This window comes from Halomonas sp. IOP_31 (genome assembly GCF_021151495.1).
In the GTDB taxonomy this organism is placed as follows: domain Bacteria; phylum Pseudomonadota; class Gammaproteobacteria; order Pseudomonadales; family Halomonadaceae; genus Modicisalibacter; species Modicisalibacter zincidurans.
Map to the genome: position 1 here is coordinate 108,733 of NZ_JAIRBP010000002.1, position 16,687 is coordinate 125,419.

At 66.5% G+C, this 16,687-nt stretch carries 14 protein-coding genes; all 14 read right to left on the minus strand.

Annotation, left to right across the window (positions count from 1 at the left end):
• Window positions 1-77: 77 nt before the first annotated feature.
• Window positions 78-1,031, minus strand: coding sequence for an acetyl-CoA carboxylase carboxyltransferase subunit alpha (locus K7I12_RS02245; protein ID WP_031384685.1), 954 nt, complete (start codon window positions 1,029-1,031; stop codon window positions 78-80).
• Between the two features lie 285 nt (window positions 1,032-1,316).
• A complete protein-coding gene (gene dnaE / locus K7I12_RS02250) occupies window positions 1,317-4,820 on the minus strand; it encodes a DNA polymerase III subunit alpha (RefSeq protein WP_231662872.1) in 3,504 nt (1,167 codons plus the stop codon).
• Between the two features lie 88 nt (window positions 4,821-4,908).
• A complete protein-coding gene (gene rnhB / locus K7I12_RS02255) occupies window positions 4,909-5,562 on the minus strand; it encodes a ribonuclease HII (RefSeq protein ID WP_231662873.1) in 654 nt (217 codons plus the stop codon).
• On the minus strand, window positions 5,559-6,809 hold the full coding sequence (gene lpxB, locus K7I12_RS02260) for a lipid-A-disaccharide synthase (protein WP_231662874.1): 1,251 nt from the start codon (window positions 6,807-6,809) through the stop codon (window positions 5,559-5,561). The genes rnhB and lpxB overlap by 4 nt, the downstream gene beginning before the upstream one ends.
• A gap of 3 nt (window positions 6,810-6,812) precedes the next feature.
• Window positions 6,813-7,583 (minus strand): acyl-ACP--UDP-N-acetylglucosamine O-acyltransferase, encoded by a 771-nt coding sequence (lpxA, locus tag K7I12_RS02265; protein WP_231662875.1) that lies wholly within the window; start codon window positions 7,581-7,583, stop codon window positions 6,813-6,815.
• On the minus strand, window positions 7,580-8,023 hold the full coding sequence (gene fabZ, locus K7I12_RS02270; protein WP_231662876.1) for a 3-hydroxyacyl-ACP dehydratase FabZ: 444 nt from the start codon (window positions 8,021-8,023) through the stop codon (window positions 7,580-7,582). Before fabZ ends, lpxA begins: the two co-directional genes overlap by 4 nt.
• Window positions 8,024-8,140: 117 nt before the next feature.
• A complete protein-coding gene (gene lpxD / locus K7I12_RS02275; RefSeq protein ID WP_231662878.1) occupies window positions 8,141-9,181 on the minus strand; it encodes a UDP-3-O-(3-hydroxymyristoyl)glucosamine N-acyltransferase in 1,041 nt (346 codons plus the stop codon).
• A gap of 33 nt (window positions 9,182-9,214) precedes the next feature.
• The gene (locus K7I12_RS02280; protein WP_231662879.1) at window positions 9,215-9,352 is read right to left on the minus strand and encodes a hypothetical protein; all 138 of its coding nucleotides are present in this window, start codon (window positions 9,350-9,352) and stop codon (window positions 9,215-9,217) included.
• A 72-nt stretch (window positions 9,353-9,424) separates the two neighbouring features.
• Window positions 9,425-11,758: an outer membrane protein assembly factor BamA gene (gene bamA, locus K7I12_RS02285; protein WP_231662880.1), complete on the minus strand. Its 2,334-nt coding sequence runs from the start codon at window positions 11,756-11,758 to the stop codon at window positions 9,425-9,427.
• Window positions 11,759-11,905: 147 nt separating this feature from the next.
• Entirely contained in the window at window positions 11,906-13,264 is a 1,359-nt protein-coding gene (rseP, locus tag K7I12_RS02290; RefSeq protein WP_231662881.1) for a sigma E protease regulator RseP, read from the minus strand.
• 15 nt (window positions 13,265-13,279) lie between these two features.
• The gene (gene ispC, locus K7I12_RS02295; protein ID WP_231662882.1) at window positions 13,280-14,494 is read right to left on the minus strand and encodes a 1-deoxy-D-xylulose-5-phosphate reductoisomerase; all 1,215 of its coding nucleotides are present in this window, start codon (window positions 14,492-14,494) and stop codon (window positions 13,280-13,282) included.
• A gap of 40 nt (window positions 14,495-14,534) precedes the next feature.
• On the minus strand, window positions 14,535-15,332 hold the full coding sequence (locus K7I12_RS02300; RefSeq protein ID WP_231662883.1) for a phosphatidate cytidylyltransferase: 798 nt from the start codon (window positions 15,330-15,332) through the stop codon (window positions 14,535-14,537).
• The gene (uppS, locus tag K7I12_RS02305) at window positions 15,325-16,068 is read right to left on the minus strand and encodes a polyprenyl diphosphate synthase (protein WP_231662885.1); all 744 of its coding nucleotides are present in this window, start codon (window positions 16,066-16,068) and stop codon (window positions 15,325-15,327) included. Before uppS ends, K7I12_RS02300 begins: the two co-directional genes overlap by 8 nt.
• Window positions 16,069-16,127: 59 nt before the next feature.
• Window positions 16,128-16,685, minus strand: a complete 558-nt coding sequence (gene frr, locus K7I12_RS02310; RefSeq protein WP_031384672.1) for a ribosome recycling factor — start codon at window positions 16,683-16,685, stop codon at window positions 16,128-16,130.
• Window positions 16,686-16,687: the final 2 nt, after the last annotated feature.

Consider the following 16,687-nt stretch of genomic DNA (forward strand, 5'->3'; position numbering starts at 1 on the left):
AGCCCGGGTGGAAGAGGATTTATCCTCGAACCGGGTGCACCTGGCATTCGCGAACAAGTTCGCTCCCACGAATGCTGTTAAGCCGGTGCGCCGTAGCTCATCAGCCGCTTGTACCGCCGCTCGAGCAGCTCGTCGGTATCCATCGCCTGCAGGCGATCGAGACTCGCGGTCAGCGATTCCTTGACGCGCTCGGCGGTGACCCGCGGGTGACGGTGAGCGCCGCCCACCGGCTCGTCGATCAGCGTGTCGACGAAGCCCAGCTCCTTGAGGCGTTCGGCGGTGATGCCCATCGCCTGCGCCGCTTCCGAGGCTTTTTCGGCGCTCTTCCAGAGGATCGAGGCGCAGCCTTCCGGCGAGATCACCGCATAGGTCGAGTACTGCAGCATGGCGAGTTCGTCGCACACGCCGATCGCCAGCGCGCCGCCGGAACCGCCTTCGCCGATCACCGTGGCGACGATCGGCGTCTTCAGCCGCGACATCACCGCCAGGTTGTAGGCGATCGCCTCGGACTGGCCGCGCTCCTCGGCATCGATGCCTGGGTAGGCGCCCGGGGTGTCGATGAAGGTCAGCACCGGCATCTTGAAGCGCTCGGCCATCTCCATCAGCCGACAGGCCTTGCGATAACCCTCGGGGCGCGGCATGCCGAAGTTGCGGCGCACCTTCTCCTTGACGTCGCGGCCCTTCTGGTGGCCGATGACCATCACCGGCTGGTCGTCGAGCCGGGCGATGCCGCCAACGATCGCCGCGTCGTCGGCGAAGTGGCGATCGCCGTGCAACTCGTCGAAATCGCTGAACACCCGCTCGAGGTAGTCCAGCGTGTAGGGCCGCTGGGGGTGGCGCGAAAGCTGCGAGACCTGCCACGCGGACAGATCGCGGAAGATCGACTCGGTGAGCTTCTTGCTCTTTTCCTCGAGCTTGCCGATCTCGTCGCTGATATTGATCTTGCTGTCGTTGCCGACCAGCCGCAGCTCCTCGATCTTGGCCTGCAGTTCGGCAATCGGCTGTTCGAAGTCCAGATAGTTGGGATTCATAAGGCTTCTGCTTTTCGAAGTGCTTTTGGAAACAGGCACGGGCAGCCTGGAGGCCACGGCTGTCTTGCGACGCTGCCACGATCGGCGTGCGGTAACCGTGTATTATCGCAGCTTGCTCGCCTCACGCAAGGTACGCGAGTTTGCCGTCAGTACAATCGCAGCCAACCGTCGACAGGTCTTCGAGGAGGCGCTGTGAATACCCCCGTGTACGCTACCGACGCCATCCATGGCGTCGGACCTCCTCTTCGACCTGTCTCGGTGCCCTTTATTCGCGTGTCCAAGGCGTCAGCCACGATACTTGAGACGGATGCCATCCTGGCCCTCGACGTCGCGTAGCGCGGCGAGCAGCTCGTCGGCCGGCGAGACCTTCCACTCGCCGCCGAGCTCCAGCCAGCCACTGGCGTGGTCGTTGCGATAGCGCACCCGCACCGGCAGCCCGGCGTCGCTGCGCCACGGGTCGAGACTTGCCCGCAGGCTGGCAACGAAGCGCCCGTTGCAGCGCGCGCCGTCCACCAACAGCTCGACGGCCTCGCCGTAGCGCGCCCGGGCGTCGACCATCGCGGTGATCTCCTTGCCGCGCAGCCGCAGGCCGCCGGAATAGTCGTCGCTCTGGACCTCGCCCTCGACGATCAGCACCTGGTCGGTGCCCAGGTTGTCGCGCGCCTGATCGAACAGCTCGCCGAACAGCGACGCCTCGATGCGCCCGGTACGATCGTCCAGCGTGACGAAGGCCATGGTGTCGCCGCGCTTGGACTTCATGGTGCGCATCGCCACCACCAGCCCGGCGATCCGCTGCGGCTCGCGGGACGGCTTGAGGTCGCCGATTCGCGTCGACACGAAGCGTGCAAGCTCGTGCTCGTACTCGTCGATCGGGTGGCCGGTGAGATACAGCCCCAGGGTATCCTTCTCGCCGGCCAGGCGCTCCTTGTCGCTCCACTCGCGCACGTCGCGGTAGTCGGCGTAGGCGTCGCCGGTCTCGGGCTCGCTGAACGCCTCGCCGAACATGTCCATCATGCCCAGGTTGGCGTTGGTGGTGCTCTGGGCGGCGGCCTTGAGCGCGTCCTCCAGCGCGGCGGCGAGCATCGCCCGCGAGGGCCCCAGGTTGTCGAGCGCCCCGGAGCGGATCAGCGCTTCGAGGGTGCGCTTGTTCATGCGCTTGCCGTCGACCCGGCGACAGAAGTCGAACAGATCACTGAAGGCGCCGCCCTCGGCACGCGCCTCGACGATCGCGCCGATCGGCCCCTCGCCGACCCCGCGGATCGCGCCGAGCCCGTAGACCACCCGGCCCGCGTCGTCGACGGTGAACTTGTAGCCGCCGACGTTGACGTCGGGCGGGGTCACCGTAAGGCCCAGGTTGCGGCACTCCTCGATCAGCGGCACCACCTTGTCGAGGTTGTCCATTTCGGTGGACAGCACCGCGGCCATGAACGGCCCGGGGTAGTGTGCCTTGAGCCAGGCGGTCTGGTAGGAGACCAGGCCGTAGGCCGCCGAGTGCGACTTGTTGAAGCCGTAACCGGCGAATTTCTCCACCAGGTCGAAGATATTGCCCGCCAGCTCCTTGTCGATGCCGTTGGCGGCGCAGCCCTCCATGAAGCCGGCGCGCTGCTTGGCCATCTCCTCGGGCTTCTTCTTGCCCATCGCCCGGCGCAGCATGTCGGCCTGGCCCAGGCTGTAACCCGCCAGCACCTGGGCGATCTGCATCACCTGCTCCTGATAGAGGATGATGCCATAGGTGGGCTCGAGCACCGGCTTGAGCAGCTCGTGCTGGTAATCCGGGTGGGGAAAGGAGAGCTCGGCGCGGCCGTGCTTGCGATTGATGAAGTCGTCGACCATGCCTGACTGCAGCGGCCCGGGGCGGAACAGCGCGACCAGCGCGATCATGTCCTCCAGCGAGTCGGGTTGAAGGCGCTTGATCAGCTCCTTCATGCCGCGGGATTCGAGCTGGAAGACGGCGGTGGTCTCGGCCTTCTTGAGCATGTCGAAGGTCGGTGCATCGTCGAGCGGGATGGTGTCGAGATCGAGCGGGCCATGGCCGTCGCGCGCACGCACCGTGTCGACCATCGCCAGCGCCCAGTCGATGATCGTCAGGGTACGCAGGCCCAGGAAGTCGAACTTGACCAGCCCGGCGTCCTCGATGTCGTTCTTGTCGAACTGCACCACCAGGCTGCCGCCGCCCTCGTCGCACAGCAGCGGCGAGAAGTCGGTGAGCTTGGTCGGCGCGATCACCACCCCGCCGGCGTGCTTGCCGGTGCCGCGGGTGATGCCCTCGAGCTTGAGCGCCATGTCCCAGATCTCCTGGGCCTCCTCGTCGTTGGCGAGGTAATCGCGCAGCGCCTCCTCCTGCTCATGCGCCTTGGCCAGGGTCATGCCGACCTCGAAGGGGATCAGCTTGGAGAGCTTGTCGCCCAGCGAGTAGGGCTTGCCCTGGGCGCGCGCCACGTCGCGCACCACCGCCTTGGCGGCCATGGTGCCGAAGGTGACGATCTGCGACACCGCATCGCGGCCGTAGCGCTCGGCGACGTAGTCGATGACGTCGTCGCGCTTTTCCATGCAGAAGTCGACGTCGAAGTCGGGCATCGAGACGCGTTCGGGATTGAGGAAACGCTCGAACAGCAGGTCGTATTCCAGCGGGTCGAGATCGGTGATCTTGAGCGCGTAGGCGACCAGCGAGCCGGCCCCGGAACCACGCCCCGGCCCCACCGGGATGTCGTTGTCCTTGGCCCACCGGATGAAGTCCATGACGATCAGGAAGTAGCCTGGAAAGCCCATCTTGATGATGATGTCGAGCTCGAAATCCAGCCGCTCGCGATAGGCGCTCTCGTGCTCGGCGCGCTCGCGAGCGGCGTAGATCGCGCTGTCGCCGTCGAACAGCTGCGTCAAACGCTCGCTCAGGCCGTCGTGGGAGACCTTGCGGAAGAAGCCGTCGAGAGTCATGCCCTCGGGGATCGGGAACTCGGGCAGGAAGATCTCGCCGAGCCGCACGTCGACGTTGCAACGCGCGGCGATCATCACGCTGTTCTCCAGCGCCTCGGGGATGTCGGCGAACAGCTCGGCCATCTCCGCGGGGCTCTTGAGGTATTGCTCCTCGCTGTAGCGGCGCTCACGGCGACGATCGTCGAGCGCCTTGCCCTCGCCGATCGACACCCGGGTCTCGTGGGCCCAGAAATCCTCGCGGGTCAGAAAGCGCACGTCGTTGGTGGCCACCACCGGCGTTGCGGTCGCGCCGGCCAATTCCACCGACAGATGCAGGCAGTCCTCGTCGTACTGGCGCTCGGTACGCTGCAACTCGAGATAGAAGCGCCCCGGGAAGTGCTGCTGCCACTCCTCGAGCACGGTGCGCGCCTCGGCCTGGTGGTCGGCGAGCAGGAAGCGTCCGATCTCGCCCTCGCGCGCTCCGGATAGCGCGATCAACCCTTCGCTCTGGGCGAAGATCCACGCCTTCTTGAGCACCGCGATGCCCTGCTGCTGGCCTTCCAGCCAGCCCCGCGAGATCAGCTCGGTGAGGTTGCGGTAACCGACGTCGTTCATCGCCAGCAGCGTCAGCCGATAGGGGTGGCTGGCGTCGAAGGGGTTCTCGAGCCACAGGTCGGCGCCGATGATCGGCTTGAGTCCGGCGCCGAGCGCCGCCTTGTAGCCCTTGACCAGGCCGAACAGGTTGGCCTCGTCGGTGACCGCCATCGCCGGCATGCCGGCTTCGGCCGTCGCCGCGACCAGCGGCTTGAGGCGCACCAGGCCATCGACGAGGGAATATTCGCTGTGTACGCGGAGGTGAACGAAAGGCGTGGTCATATCGGGCTCGTGGTTGTGCGGTGACCGGGGCTTGGCATGCGGTGGTCGATGCGGCATCGCCGACCCGGTCGGAAACGGTCAGTAACGCTTAGCGAAGGTCGAGCTGTCTTTTCACCGGGGCGAACGAGCGGCGATGCTCGGGCAACGGTCCCAGCCGCTCCAGGGCCGCCAGATGCTCGGGGGTCGGGTAGCCCTTGTGGCGGGCGAAGCCGTACTCCGGGAAGCGCTCGTGCAACGCCACCATCTGCGCGTCGCGGGCCACCTTGGCGAGGATCGAGGCCGCGCCGATGGCCGGATGCCGGGCATCGCCCTTGATCACCGCCTGGCCGGGACAATGATGCCCGGGCAGCCGGTTGCCGTCGACCAGCAGGTATTCGGCGGCGATCGGCAGGCCGTCGATCGCCCGACGCATCGCCAGATGGGTGGCGTGATAGATATTGAACTCGTCGATCTCGATGGGCGACGCCTCGGCCACCGCGAAGGCCAGCGCCCGGTCGCGAATCGCCCTATCAAGCGCCAGGCGGCGCTGCTCGCTGAGCGCCTTGGAATCGGCGATGCCAATGATCGGCCGACACGGATCGAGAATCACCGCGGCGGCGACCACCGAGCCGATCAATGGCCCGCGGCCGACTTCGTCGACCCCGGCCAGCCGTTCACCGGCGTAATCGACGATCAGTTCGGCTTCGCCGTCGAGCCCACGCAGAGTATGCGTCACGCCCGGGCTGGCCAGCGCGATGGTCATTGCCGCTCTCCTTTACCCTTGCCCTTTTCGCCAGACCCGCCGGCGACAGCCTCAGACGACTCGCTCGGCTTAGTTGGCTCGCTCGGCTCATCTGGCTCATTTGACAGGGGCCGGCGCGCCGCCACCGCCAGCACCGCCTCGGCGGCACGCTCGCTGGCGCCGCGCTGCAGCGTGGCGTGCAGCGCGGCGAAGCGCGATTCCATGGCCTGGCGCGCCGCGTCGTCGTCGAGCCACTGCGCCAGCGCCGCGGCGATCGCCTGCGGCGTCGCGGCGTGCTGGATCAGTTCCGGCACCAGGCTCTCACGCGCGATCAGGTTGGGCAACGAGATCCATTCGGTCTTGACCATGTGGCGGGCCAGCCAGTGGGTCGCCGGCGCCATCTTGTAGGCCACCACCATCGGCCGATGGCAGAGCATCGCCTCCAGCGCCGCGGTTCCCGAGGCCAGCAGTACGGCGTCGCTGGCGATCATCGCCTCACGCGAGCGGCCGTCGATCAGCGTGACCCGTTCGGCCAATTGCGGATGCTCGGCCAGCAGCGCTTCGAGTTCGTCGCGACGCTGCGCGGTGGCCGCCGGAATCACCAGCTGCAGGCCTTCGATGCGCGCCGCCAGACGCTCGGCAGCGGCCAGGAAGGTGGCGCCCAGGAAGTGGATCTCGTTGCCGCGCGAGCCGGGCAATATCGCCAGCACCGGTCGCTCGGCATCCAGCCCCAGCGCATGCCGGGCGGCCAGCCGGTCGTTGGCAAGCGGCAGCTCGTCGGCCAGCGGGTGGCCGACGAAGGCGACCGGTACCCGATGGCGGGCGTAGAAGGCCGCCTCGAACGGCAGCAACGTCAGCATCGCGTCCACCGAGCGGGCGATGCCCTTGACGCGGCCCTGGCGCCAGGCCCAGACCGAGGGGCTGACGTAGTGCGCAGTGGCGATGCCCGCCACGCGCAGTTGACGCTCGAGCCCCAGGTTGAAGTCCGGCGCATCGATGCCGACCATCGCGTCCGGCTGCCAGTCCAGCGCGTCGCGCTTGAGATGACGGCGCACGCGGATCAGCCCCGGCAGGTGTTTGAGCACCTCGACCAGGCCCATCACCGCGAGGGTTTCCAGCGGATAGCGGCTGTCGAGACCTTCGGCGATCATCCGCGGACCGCCGATGCCGCGAAACTGCACCTCGGGATGGCGCGCCTTGAGCGCCCGCATCAAGCCGACGCCGAGAATGTCACCCGACAGCTCGCCGGCGACCAGATAGATCTTCATGGCTCAGCGAATGATACCGCGGGTCGATACGCGCAACGAGTCGCTGAACGCGGTGACCTCGGCCAGGTCGGCATAGCGCGCATCGATCTCGGCGAGCGCCTGTTCGAGCGTCAGCCCCTGACGATAGACCAGCCGATAGGCATCGGACAGCGCCTTGAGCGCCTCGCGCGAGAAGCCGCGACGCTTGAGCCCGACCAGGTTGAGCCCGTGGGCCTGACCGGGGTTGCCGTTGACCATCAGGTAGGCGGGGATGTCCTTGGTGATGATCGAGCCGCCGCCGCACATCGCATGGATACCGACATGGCAGAACTGGTGAATGGCGCTGAGCCCACCGAGGATCACGAAATCGCTCAGCGTGACGTGGCCGCCCAGGGTCGCCTGGTTGGCGAGGATGCAGTCGTCGCCGATCAGGCAATCGTGGCCCACGTGTGCGTAGGCCATGAACAGGTTGCGACTGCCGATGGTGGTCACGCCGCGATCCTGGACGGTGCCCCGATGCAGGGTCACGCCCTCGCGCACGACGTTGTCGTCGCCCATCTCGAGACGCGTCGGCTCGCCGGCGTACTTCTTGTCCTGGCACTCTTCGCCGACCGAGGCGAACTGGAAGATGCGGTTGCGTCGGCCGAGCCGGGTCGGTCCTTGAAGTACCACGTGCGGGCCGATCCGGCAGCCCGCGCCGATCACGACATTGGCGCCGATCACGCTGAACGGCCCCACCTCGACGTCGTCGGCCAGTTGCGCTCCGGGATCGACGATGGCGGTTGGATGAATCAAGCGACCTTCCTCTCGGCACAGATGATGTCGGCTTCGCAGACCAGCTCGCCGTCGACCGTGGCGCGACAGGCGAACTTCCAGATGCCGCGCTTGGCGAAGATCACCCGGGCTTCCAGGCGCAGCTGGTCGCCGGGCAGCGCGGGGCGCTTGAGACGCACGTTGTCGCTGCCCACATAGTAGTAGACGTAACCGTCGCGGGGCAGCTTGTTGACCGTCTTGAAGCCCAGGATGCCCGCCGCTTGCGCCAACGCCTCGATGATCAGCACGCCGGGCATGATCGGATGGTGCGGAAAATGCCCGTTGAAGAAAGGCTCGTTGATGCTGACGTTCTTGTGGGCAACGATGTATTCGCCGATTTCCAGTTCCATCACCCGATCGACCAGCAGAAACGGATAGCGGTGAGGGAGATACTCTCGAATTTCGTTGATGTCCATTACCATCGATGCAACCTCTGATAGTGCGTCACGCCTGTCCGGGCGGCGCAGGCAATTCTGGGGCAAGCCCGCTGCCTGTGAAGTGACGGGGGATTATAGCGTTGCTACTGGCGGCTTACAGCCTCAAGGCTGACGCGAGTCGCGCTCGAGCCGGCTCAGACGCTTGGCGATATCGTCCAGCTGCTTGAAACGCACGGCATTCTTGCGCCATAGCGCGTTCTGCATGGCGCCGGTACCCGACGAGTAGACGCCGGGCTCGGTGATCGAATTGGTGACCAGGCTCATGCCGGTGACCTGCACGCCGTCGCAGATCGTCAGGTGGCCGGACAGACCGACACCGCCGCCCAGCATGCAATGACGCCCGACCCGGGTCGAGCCGGCGATGCCGACACAGCCGGCCAGCGCGCTGTGCGCGCCGACCTGCACGTTGTGGGCGATCTGAACCTGGCTGTCGATCTTGACGTCGTCGCCGATCAGGGTATCGCCCAGCGCGCCGCGATCGATGCTCGAGCAGCTGCCCACTTCGACCTCGTCGCCGATGATCACCCCGCCCAGTTGGGCGATCTTGTGCCAGCGCGCGCCGTCGTGGGCGAAGCCGAAGCCGTCGGCACCGATCACGCAGCCACTGTGCAAGATGGCGCGTTCGCCGATCGTCACACCGTGATAGACGGTGACGTTGGCGTACAGCCGCGAACCGGCACCCAGCGACGAGTCGGCGCCGACCACGCTGCCCGGGCCGATCACCACGTCGTCGCCGATCACCGCGCCGCGCTCGATCACTGCCTGGGCCTCGATGCGCACGTTGGCGCCCAGCGAGACGTCCTCGGCGACCACCGCCGAAGGGTGCACGCCGGCTTCCTGAGGCATCGCCATGGGATCGAACAGCCGCGAGAGCTCGGCGTAGGCCAGGTAAGGATTGTCCAGCTCGAGACGCGCGACCGGGCAGTCGGCGGCATGGGCCGGGTGCAGCAGTACCGCTGCCGCCCGGGTCGCGGGGAGATACTTGAGATACGCCTTGTTGGCGAGGAAGCTGATGTCGTCCAGGCCGGCATCGCTGAGCGTCGCCAGGCCGCTGACCCGGCGTTCGCCGTCACCGACGAGGGTCGCCCCCAGCCGCGTGGCCAGCTCGCCCAGCGAGCAGGAAAAGGTCTTGGTCGTCTTCATGTCGGCGAGGCCGGCGGCAGAACGCTCGGCACCTCAGTTGGCATTGAGGATAGCGGTCACTTCCCGAGTCAGGCCGAGACCGCCGCTCATGTAGACGACGGCCTCGCGATCGATCACCTGCACGCCGTGACGCGCGACGTCGTTGGCGTAGGCGCAAACGGGGGCGAGCAACGCCCCCGACGGCACAGCACGCCGGTCAGCTTGCGCATGCCAGCGTCTCCCCGGTTGCGGACCCGGCCGGCATCAGAACGTCTGGCCGAGGGAGAACTGGAAGACCTGGGACTCGTCGTCGTCCTTGGCGTTGAGCGGCTGGGCGACACTGAAGGTCAGCGGCCCCACCGGCGTCAGCCAGGAAAGCCCCAGGCCGGCGCTGTAGCGCAGGTCGCTGAGACGAACGCCGCTTTCGCAATTCGATTCGTAGCCTTCGGGCACGTCATAGCAATTGGTCAGATAGGTGTTGCCGGCATCGAGGAACACCGTGGTCTGCAGCGAGCGACGGTCCTCGACGAACGGGAACGGATAGATCAACTCGACGGAGCCCTCGAGGAGCACATTACCGCCCAGGGTATCCTCGCTTACGCCGGCGGGATCGGTGGTCTTCGGCCCCAGCGTATTGCCCGAGTAGCCGCGAACGGAGCCCAGCCCGCCGGCATAGAAGTTTTCGTAGAACGGGTAGGGGTCGTTGTCGATGGTATCGGCGTAACCCAGCGTGGAAGCGAACTTCAGCGACCAGTCGGGGCTCAGTTCGAACAGCTTCTGGCCGCTATAGCGCAACTTGTAATATTCGGCGTCGGAGCCCGGCACCGCGGTTTCCAGCGACACGCGCTGATAGCTGCCCGCGGTGGGCAGGATGCCGCGATTGAGATTGTTACGGGTCCAGCTGGCGGTCAGCTTGTAGCTGGATGCGTCCTCGCCCTGGCTGTCGACGTACTCGACGATCTCCAGCGGCGTATCGTCGTAGGTCTCGACGCTCAGCTCCTCGAGGCCCACGCCAAAGTTCAAGCGGCTGAGATCATTGATCGGGTAGCCGAAATTGATGCTGCCGCCGTAGGAATCGGTCGAGTAGGTCGAGATGTCCGAATCCTCGTAATCGGTCTCGCGGTAGAACAGGTTATAGCCGCGCGAGATGCCGTCGAGTGTCCAGTAGGGATCGGTGAAACCGAAGTTCAGATTGGTATAGGTGTCGCTACGCTGGGCGCCGATATCCACCTTGTTGCCGGTACCCAGGAAGTTCTTCTGCGACAGCGAGGCGCCGTAGATCACCCCGGCGGTCTGCGAGAAGCCGACGCTCGCCGAGATCGAGCCGGACGGCTGCTCCTCGACCGTGTAGGCGACGTCGACCTGGTTGGGCTCGCCGGCCACCGGACGGGTCTCGACATCGACCTGGCGGAAGAAGCCGAGTCGTTCGAGGCGCTGCTTGGACTGGCTGATCTTGTCGGTGGAGGCCGGCGCGCCCTCCATCTGGATCATTTCGCGGCGCAACACCTCGTCCTGGGTGGTGGTGTTGCCCTCGAAGCTGATGCGTCGCACGTAGGCCCGACGCCCGGGCTCGACCATGAAGGTGACATCGACGGTGTCGCCGTCCGCGTCGACCTCGGGCACGCTCTCGACGGTGGCGAAGGCGAAGCCCTCGGCACCGAGCTTCTGGCGCAAGGCCTCGGCGGACTCGGTGAGCGCGCTGCGCGAATAGATGTCGCCCGTCTCGGCGGTGACCAGCGAACGCGCCTCGCGCTCGGCGATCTTGAGATCGCCGGCAAAGCCGATCTCGTCGACGCGATAGCGCTTGCCCTCGTCGACGTTGACGGTGACGAAGATCTTCGACTTGTCGGGGCTGATCGCGACCTGGGTCGAGGTGATGGCGAAATTCACATAGCCGCGATCGAGATAATAGGAACGCAACGACTCGAGATCGCCGGAGAGTTTCTCGCGGGAATATTCGTCATTGGAAAACCAGCCGAACAGCCAGCCGGGACGGTCTTCGAGCTGCAGCAGCTCGCGCAGGGTCTCGTCGTCGAACGCCTGATTGCCGACGATGTTGATCTGGCGAATTTTGGCGACATTGCCCTCGTTGACGTTGATGTTGACCTGCACGCGATTGCGATCGACCGGTTCGACCGAGGCGTCGATGCTGGCGCTATAGCGACCCTGGGATTGATAGAGCTGTTCCAGCTGACGCTGGACCTCCTCGAGCGAAGCGCGCTGCAGGACCTGACCTTCGGCCAGCCCGGAATCCGCCAGGCCCTTGCGCAGATCCTCGTCGGAGATCTGCGAATTGCCGTCGATCTCGACGCGGGAGATCGACGGCCGCTCCTCGACGCGAATGATCAGCACGTCGTCGTCGCGGGCCAGGCTGACATCCTCGAACAATCCGGTATCGAAGAGCTGCTTGGCTGCATCGGCCAGTTGACGGTCGTCGGCGCGCTCGTTGGCGGAAACCGGGAAGGCGTTGAAGACGGAAGCGGCCGAAACCCGCTGCAGCCCCTCCACGCGAATGTCGGAAACAGTAAAGGGGGCCGCCTGGGCCATTTGGGTGCTGCCTAGCAGCAGTGCCGCCAATCCGATGGTCTTGAGTTTCATGCGCTCGCTTCGCTCGAGTTGTTCCGCCGGCTCGCTGAACAGGCACCTTATACATTTACGCGGGTAACTGACAAGGCCAACCATGGCGCTTGCCGCGCGTCACCCTAACACGGCCCCGCAGGGCATTTCTCACCGCCAGCCATCTTTCTACAAACGCATCAGGTCGAAATACAGCGCCATCACCATCAGCGTTCCAACCAGCGCCAGGCCGATGCGCAAGCCGGCCGACTGAGTCGCTTCGGACACCGGCCGCCCGCGGATCAGCTCGATGACGTAATACAGCAGATGGCCGCCGTCGAGCACCGGGATAGGCAGCAGGTTGAGCACCCCCAGGCTGATCGACAGATAGGCCATGAAGGCCACGAAACTCTCCAGTCCGCTGCGTGCGGTCTCGCCGGCGATGCGCGCGATGGTGATCGGTCCCGACAGGTTGCTGGGTGAAATCAGCCCGATCAGCATCTTGCGGATCGAATCCAGCGTCAGCACGGTCATCTCGCCGGTCCGGGTCACCGCCTCGGCGACCGCGTCCAGCGGACCGAAGCGAATCTCGCGGCGGTAGCTCTCGGGCCAGCTGACTGGCTCCACGCCGGCACCGATATAGCCGATCGTCTCGCTGTCCTGCTCGCGACGCTGCGGGGTCAAGCTTATCTCGCGGGTCGCTGCGTCGCGCTCGACGCGCAGCGTCAGGGTCTCGCCCGGGCTGGCCCGCACCCGCTCGACGAAGGTCATCCATTCGCCGATCGGCTCGCCGTCGACCGCCACGATGCGATCGCCGGTCTGCAGTCCGGCCTGCGCGGCGGCGCCGTCGTCGAGTACCTGGCCAAGTACCGCCGGTGTCGCCGGACGCCAGGGGGTCACGCCCAGGGTGGTCAGCGGCTGCGGCGGGTCCTGGCCGACCAGCCAGTCGGACACCGGCACCTGATAGCGTTTCGTCGTCTGGTCGCTGCGTTCGGGGTCGCGGGTCGCGATCTCGAGCGAGCCGTCGGCGCCGATCGCCGACAGCAGTTCGAGGTTGACCGCCTCCCAGGTCGGCGTGGCATCGCCCTGCACCGCGACGATTTCCTGGCCGCTCGCCAGCCCGCCGCGCGCTGCCGGCGAATCCGGCGCCACCGGGCCGATCACCGGTGCCACGGTGCTGGTGCCCATCACGAAGATCAGCCAGTAGGCGGCAATCGCCAGCAGGAAGTTGGCCAGCGGTCCCGCCGCGACGATGGCGATCCGCGACCACACCCCCTGACGATTGAAGGCGCGATCGAGCTCCTCTTCGGCCACCGGGCCTTCGTGTTCGTCGAGCATCTTGACGTAGCCGCCCAGCGGGATGGCAGCAATCGCGTACTCGGTGCCATGGCGGTCGAAGCGCGACCACAGCGGCTTGCCGAAGCCCACCGAGAAGCGCAGCACCTTGACACCGCAGCGCCGCGCGACCCAGAAGTGCCCGAACTCGTGAAAGGTGATCAGCAGCCCCAGCACCACGATGGCCGCCAGGACATTCTGAATCGCGTCCATCTTTCTCTCCTCGCGTTAACGCTTCGGTCGCTGGGCGGCAATTCGCTGGGCGGCATCCTCGCGGGCCCGCGCATCCTCGTCGAGAATCATAGCCAGCTCGTCGGCCGGTTGCACCTCGCGCGCGGCGAGCACCGCCTCGACGACCTCGCCGATCGCAGCGAAGGCCAGCCGACCGGCGAGAAACGCCCCGACCGCGACCTCGTTGGCGGCATTGAGCACGGCCGGCGCGGTCCCGCCGGCAGCCATCGCCTCGCGGGCCAGGCGCAGGCAGGGAAAGGCCGCCTCGTCGGGCGGTTCGAAATCGAGCCGTGCGACCTCGAACAGGTCGAGCCGCGCGACGCCGGCGTCGATCCGCTCGGGCCAGGCCAGGCCGAAGGCAATCGGCGTGCGCATGTCCGGGTTGCCCAGCTGGGCGATCACCGAACCGTCGCTGTAGGCGGCCATCGAATGAATCACGCTCTGCGGATGCACGACCACCTGGATCTGTTCGGGGCGCGCGGCGAACAGCCAGCAGGCCTCGATCAACTCGAGCCCCTTGTTCATCAGCGTGGCGCTATCCACCGAAATCTTGCGGCCCATCGACCAGTTGGGGTGGGCGCAGGCCTGTTCGGGAGTCACCGCGCGCAGCTGCTCGGGCGTCCAGCCACGAAACGGCCCGCCCGAGGCGGTCAGCAGCAACTGCTCGACTCCGGCTTCGCCGAGCCCGCCGCGGCGCCCGGGGGGCAGGCACTGGTAGATGGCGTTGTGCTCGGAGTCGATGGGCAGCAGGGTCGCGCCATGGCGCTCGACGGCGTCCATGAACAGCGCCCCGGACATCACCAGCGCCTCCTTGTTGGCCAGCAGCACGCGCTTGCCGGCGCGCACCGCCGCCAGCGTCGGCAACAGCCCCGCGGCGCCGACGATGGCGGCCATTACCACGTCGACCTCGGCGGCCTCGGCGACCTCGCTGAGCGCCGTCTCGCCGGCGCGCACTTCGGTGCCGAGCCCGGCCGCCGCCAGCCGTTCACGCAGCCAGGCGGCGTCGTGCTCGGCGGCGAGTACCGCGACCGCCGGGCGGTGTAACAGGCATTGCTCGAGCAGCGCTTCGCGACGCCGGCCCGCGGTGAGTGCGTGGACCCGGTAGCGATCGGGATGGCGGGCAATCACGTCCAGGGTACTGACGCCGATGGAACCGGTGGCACCCAGCACGGTAACTCGCTGACGGCGCGGCGTGACGGAAAGCTCGCTCATTCGGATCTCCTCGCGGCCGAGAATTTCACGACTCGGCGCGTCACAGCCATAACCGCAGCAGGGCGAACAGCGGCACTGCGGCGGTGAGGCTGTCGATGCGATCGAGAATGCCGCCGTGGCCCGGCAGCACTCGCCCCGAATCCTTGATCCCGCGCCAGCGCTTGAACATGCTCTCGAGCAGGTCACCGAGCACCGAGACCAGCGTGACCAGCAAGGTGGCGACGACCAGCCACAGGGTGTCGGCGATATTCAGCGACAGGCCGGTGGCATAGCCCAGAGCCAGCAGGGCGGTGACCATCATGCCGCCGTAGACGCCTTCCCACGATTTGCCGGGACTGACCCTGGGCGCCAACTTGCGACGTCCGAAGCGTCGGCCGGCGAAATAGGCGCCGATATCGGCCAGCCACACCAGCAGCAGTACATAGAGCAGCCATTCGAGGCCGTCGGCACGCAACTGCACGAACCCGACCCAGCATGGCAGCAGCACCCACATGCCGATCAGCGCGCGCCGCGGGGTCGAGCGCCATTGGTGACCGCCATCGGGATAGCGCGCCACCCAGAGGAAGCTTAGCAACCAGCCGCCCAGGGCCAGCCACAGTGGCCAGGTGGCGTGTACGGCGCCGCTGAACCAGCCGACGATCATCAGCGCCACCAGTGCGGCGACGTAAGCAAGCCGCGGCGCCAGTCGGACGATACCCGCAAGATTGGCCCATTCCCAGGCCGCCAGCGCCACCACGCCACCGGTGAAGATCGCGAAGCCGCCGCCGTCCAGGCCGAACAGCCCGGCGACCATCAGCGGCCCCAGGATCGCGGCGGTGATGATGCGCTGCTTAAGCACCCCGGGCCTCGATCTGTTCCTGGGTCATCCCGAAGCGCCGCTGACGCCGGCAGTAATCGTTGAGTGCCGCATCGAAGGCATCCGCCGAAAAATCGGGCCACAACAGCGGCGAGAAATAGAACTCGGAGTAGGCCAGCTGCCAAAGCAGGAAGTTGGAGATACGCTGCTCGCCGCTGGTGCGAATGCACAGGTCGACCGGCGGCACGCGGCCTTGGTCGATCTCACGCTCGAGCAACTGCTCGTCGATCGCCTCGGCGGTGAGTTGGCCGGCCTCGACCCGCGCCGCCAGGCGTCGTGCGGCCAGGGCGATGTCGCGATGGCCGCCATAGTTGGCGGCGATTACCAGGTGTAGGCCGTGATTGTCGGCGGTCAGCGCCTCGGCGCGTTCGATGTGTTCCTGGATCGAACTCGAGAAGCGTTCGCGCTCACCGATCACGGTCAGGCGAATGTCGTGCTCATGGAGCTTTCTGACCTCGCGCTTGAGCGCCATCAGGAACAGTTCCATCAACGCGCTGACCTCGCTCGACGGGCGCTTCCAGTTCTCGCTCGAGAAGGCAAACAGCGTCAGTGTCTCGATGCCCCGCTCGGCCGCGCGTCGGATCACCGCGCGTACTGCCTCGACACCGGCACGATGACCGCGCGTGCCGGGCAGCCCGTGGGCACGCGCCCAACGGTTGTTGCCGTCCATGATGATCGCCACGTGGCGTGGCAGGTTGTCGGTCCGCTGTTGTGTCATGCTATCTCGCCTGGCGGGCGTAAGAGACGGGCGGCGCAATGCGCGCCGCCCGCTCCGGCTCAGACCTGCAGCAGGTCGTGTTCCTTGGCTTCCAGCAGCTTGTCGATCTCGGCGACATACTTGTCGGTCAGCTTCTGGATCGCCTCTTCACCCTGATGCTCATCGTCCTCGGTGATCGACTTGTCCTTGAGCAGCGCCTTGATGTCGCTGTTGGCATCGCGGCGTACGTTGCGCACCGCCACGCGAGCGTTCTCGGCTTCACCGCGGGCCTGCTTGATGTAGCCGCGACGGGTTTCCTCGGTCAGCGCCGGCATCGGCACGCGGATCACGCTGCCCGCGGTCGCCGGATTGAGTCCCAGGTCGGAGGTCATGATCGCCTTCTCGACCTTGGGCACCATCGACTTCTCCCACGGCACCACGGCCAGGGTGCGGGCATCCTCGACGTTGACGCTGGCCACCTGGTTGAGCGGCATCTGCGCGCCGTAGTACTCCACGGTGACCGAATCCAGAATCGTCGGATGGGCGCGCCCGGTGCGGATCTTGTGGAAGTTGGTCTGCAGCGACTCGAGAGTCTTCTTCATTCGCGCTTCGGCGTCTTGCTTGATGTCGTTGATCACGG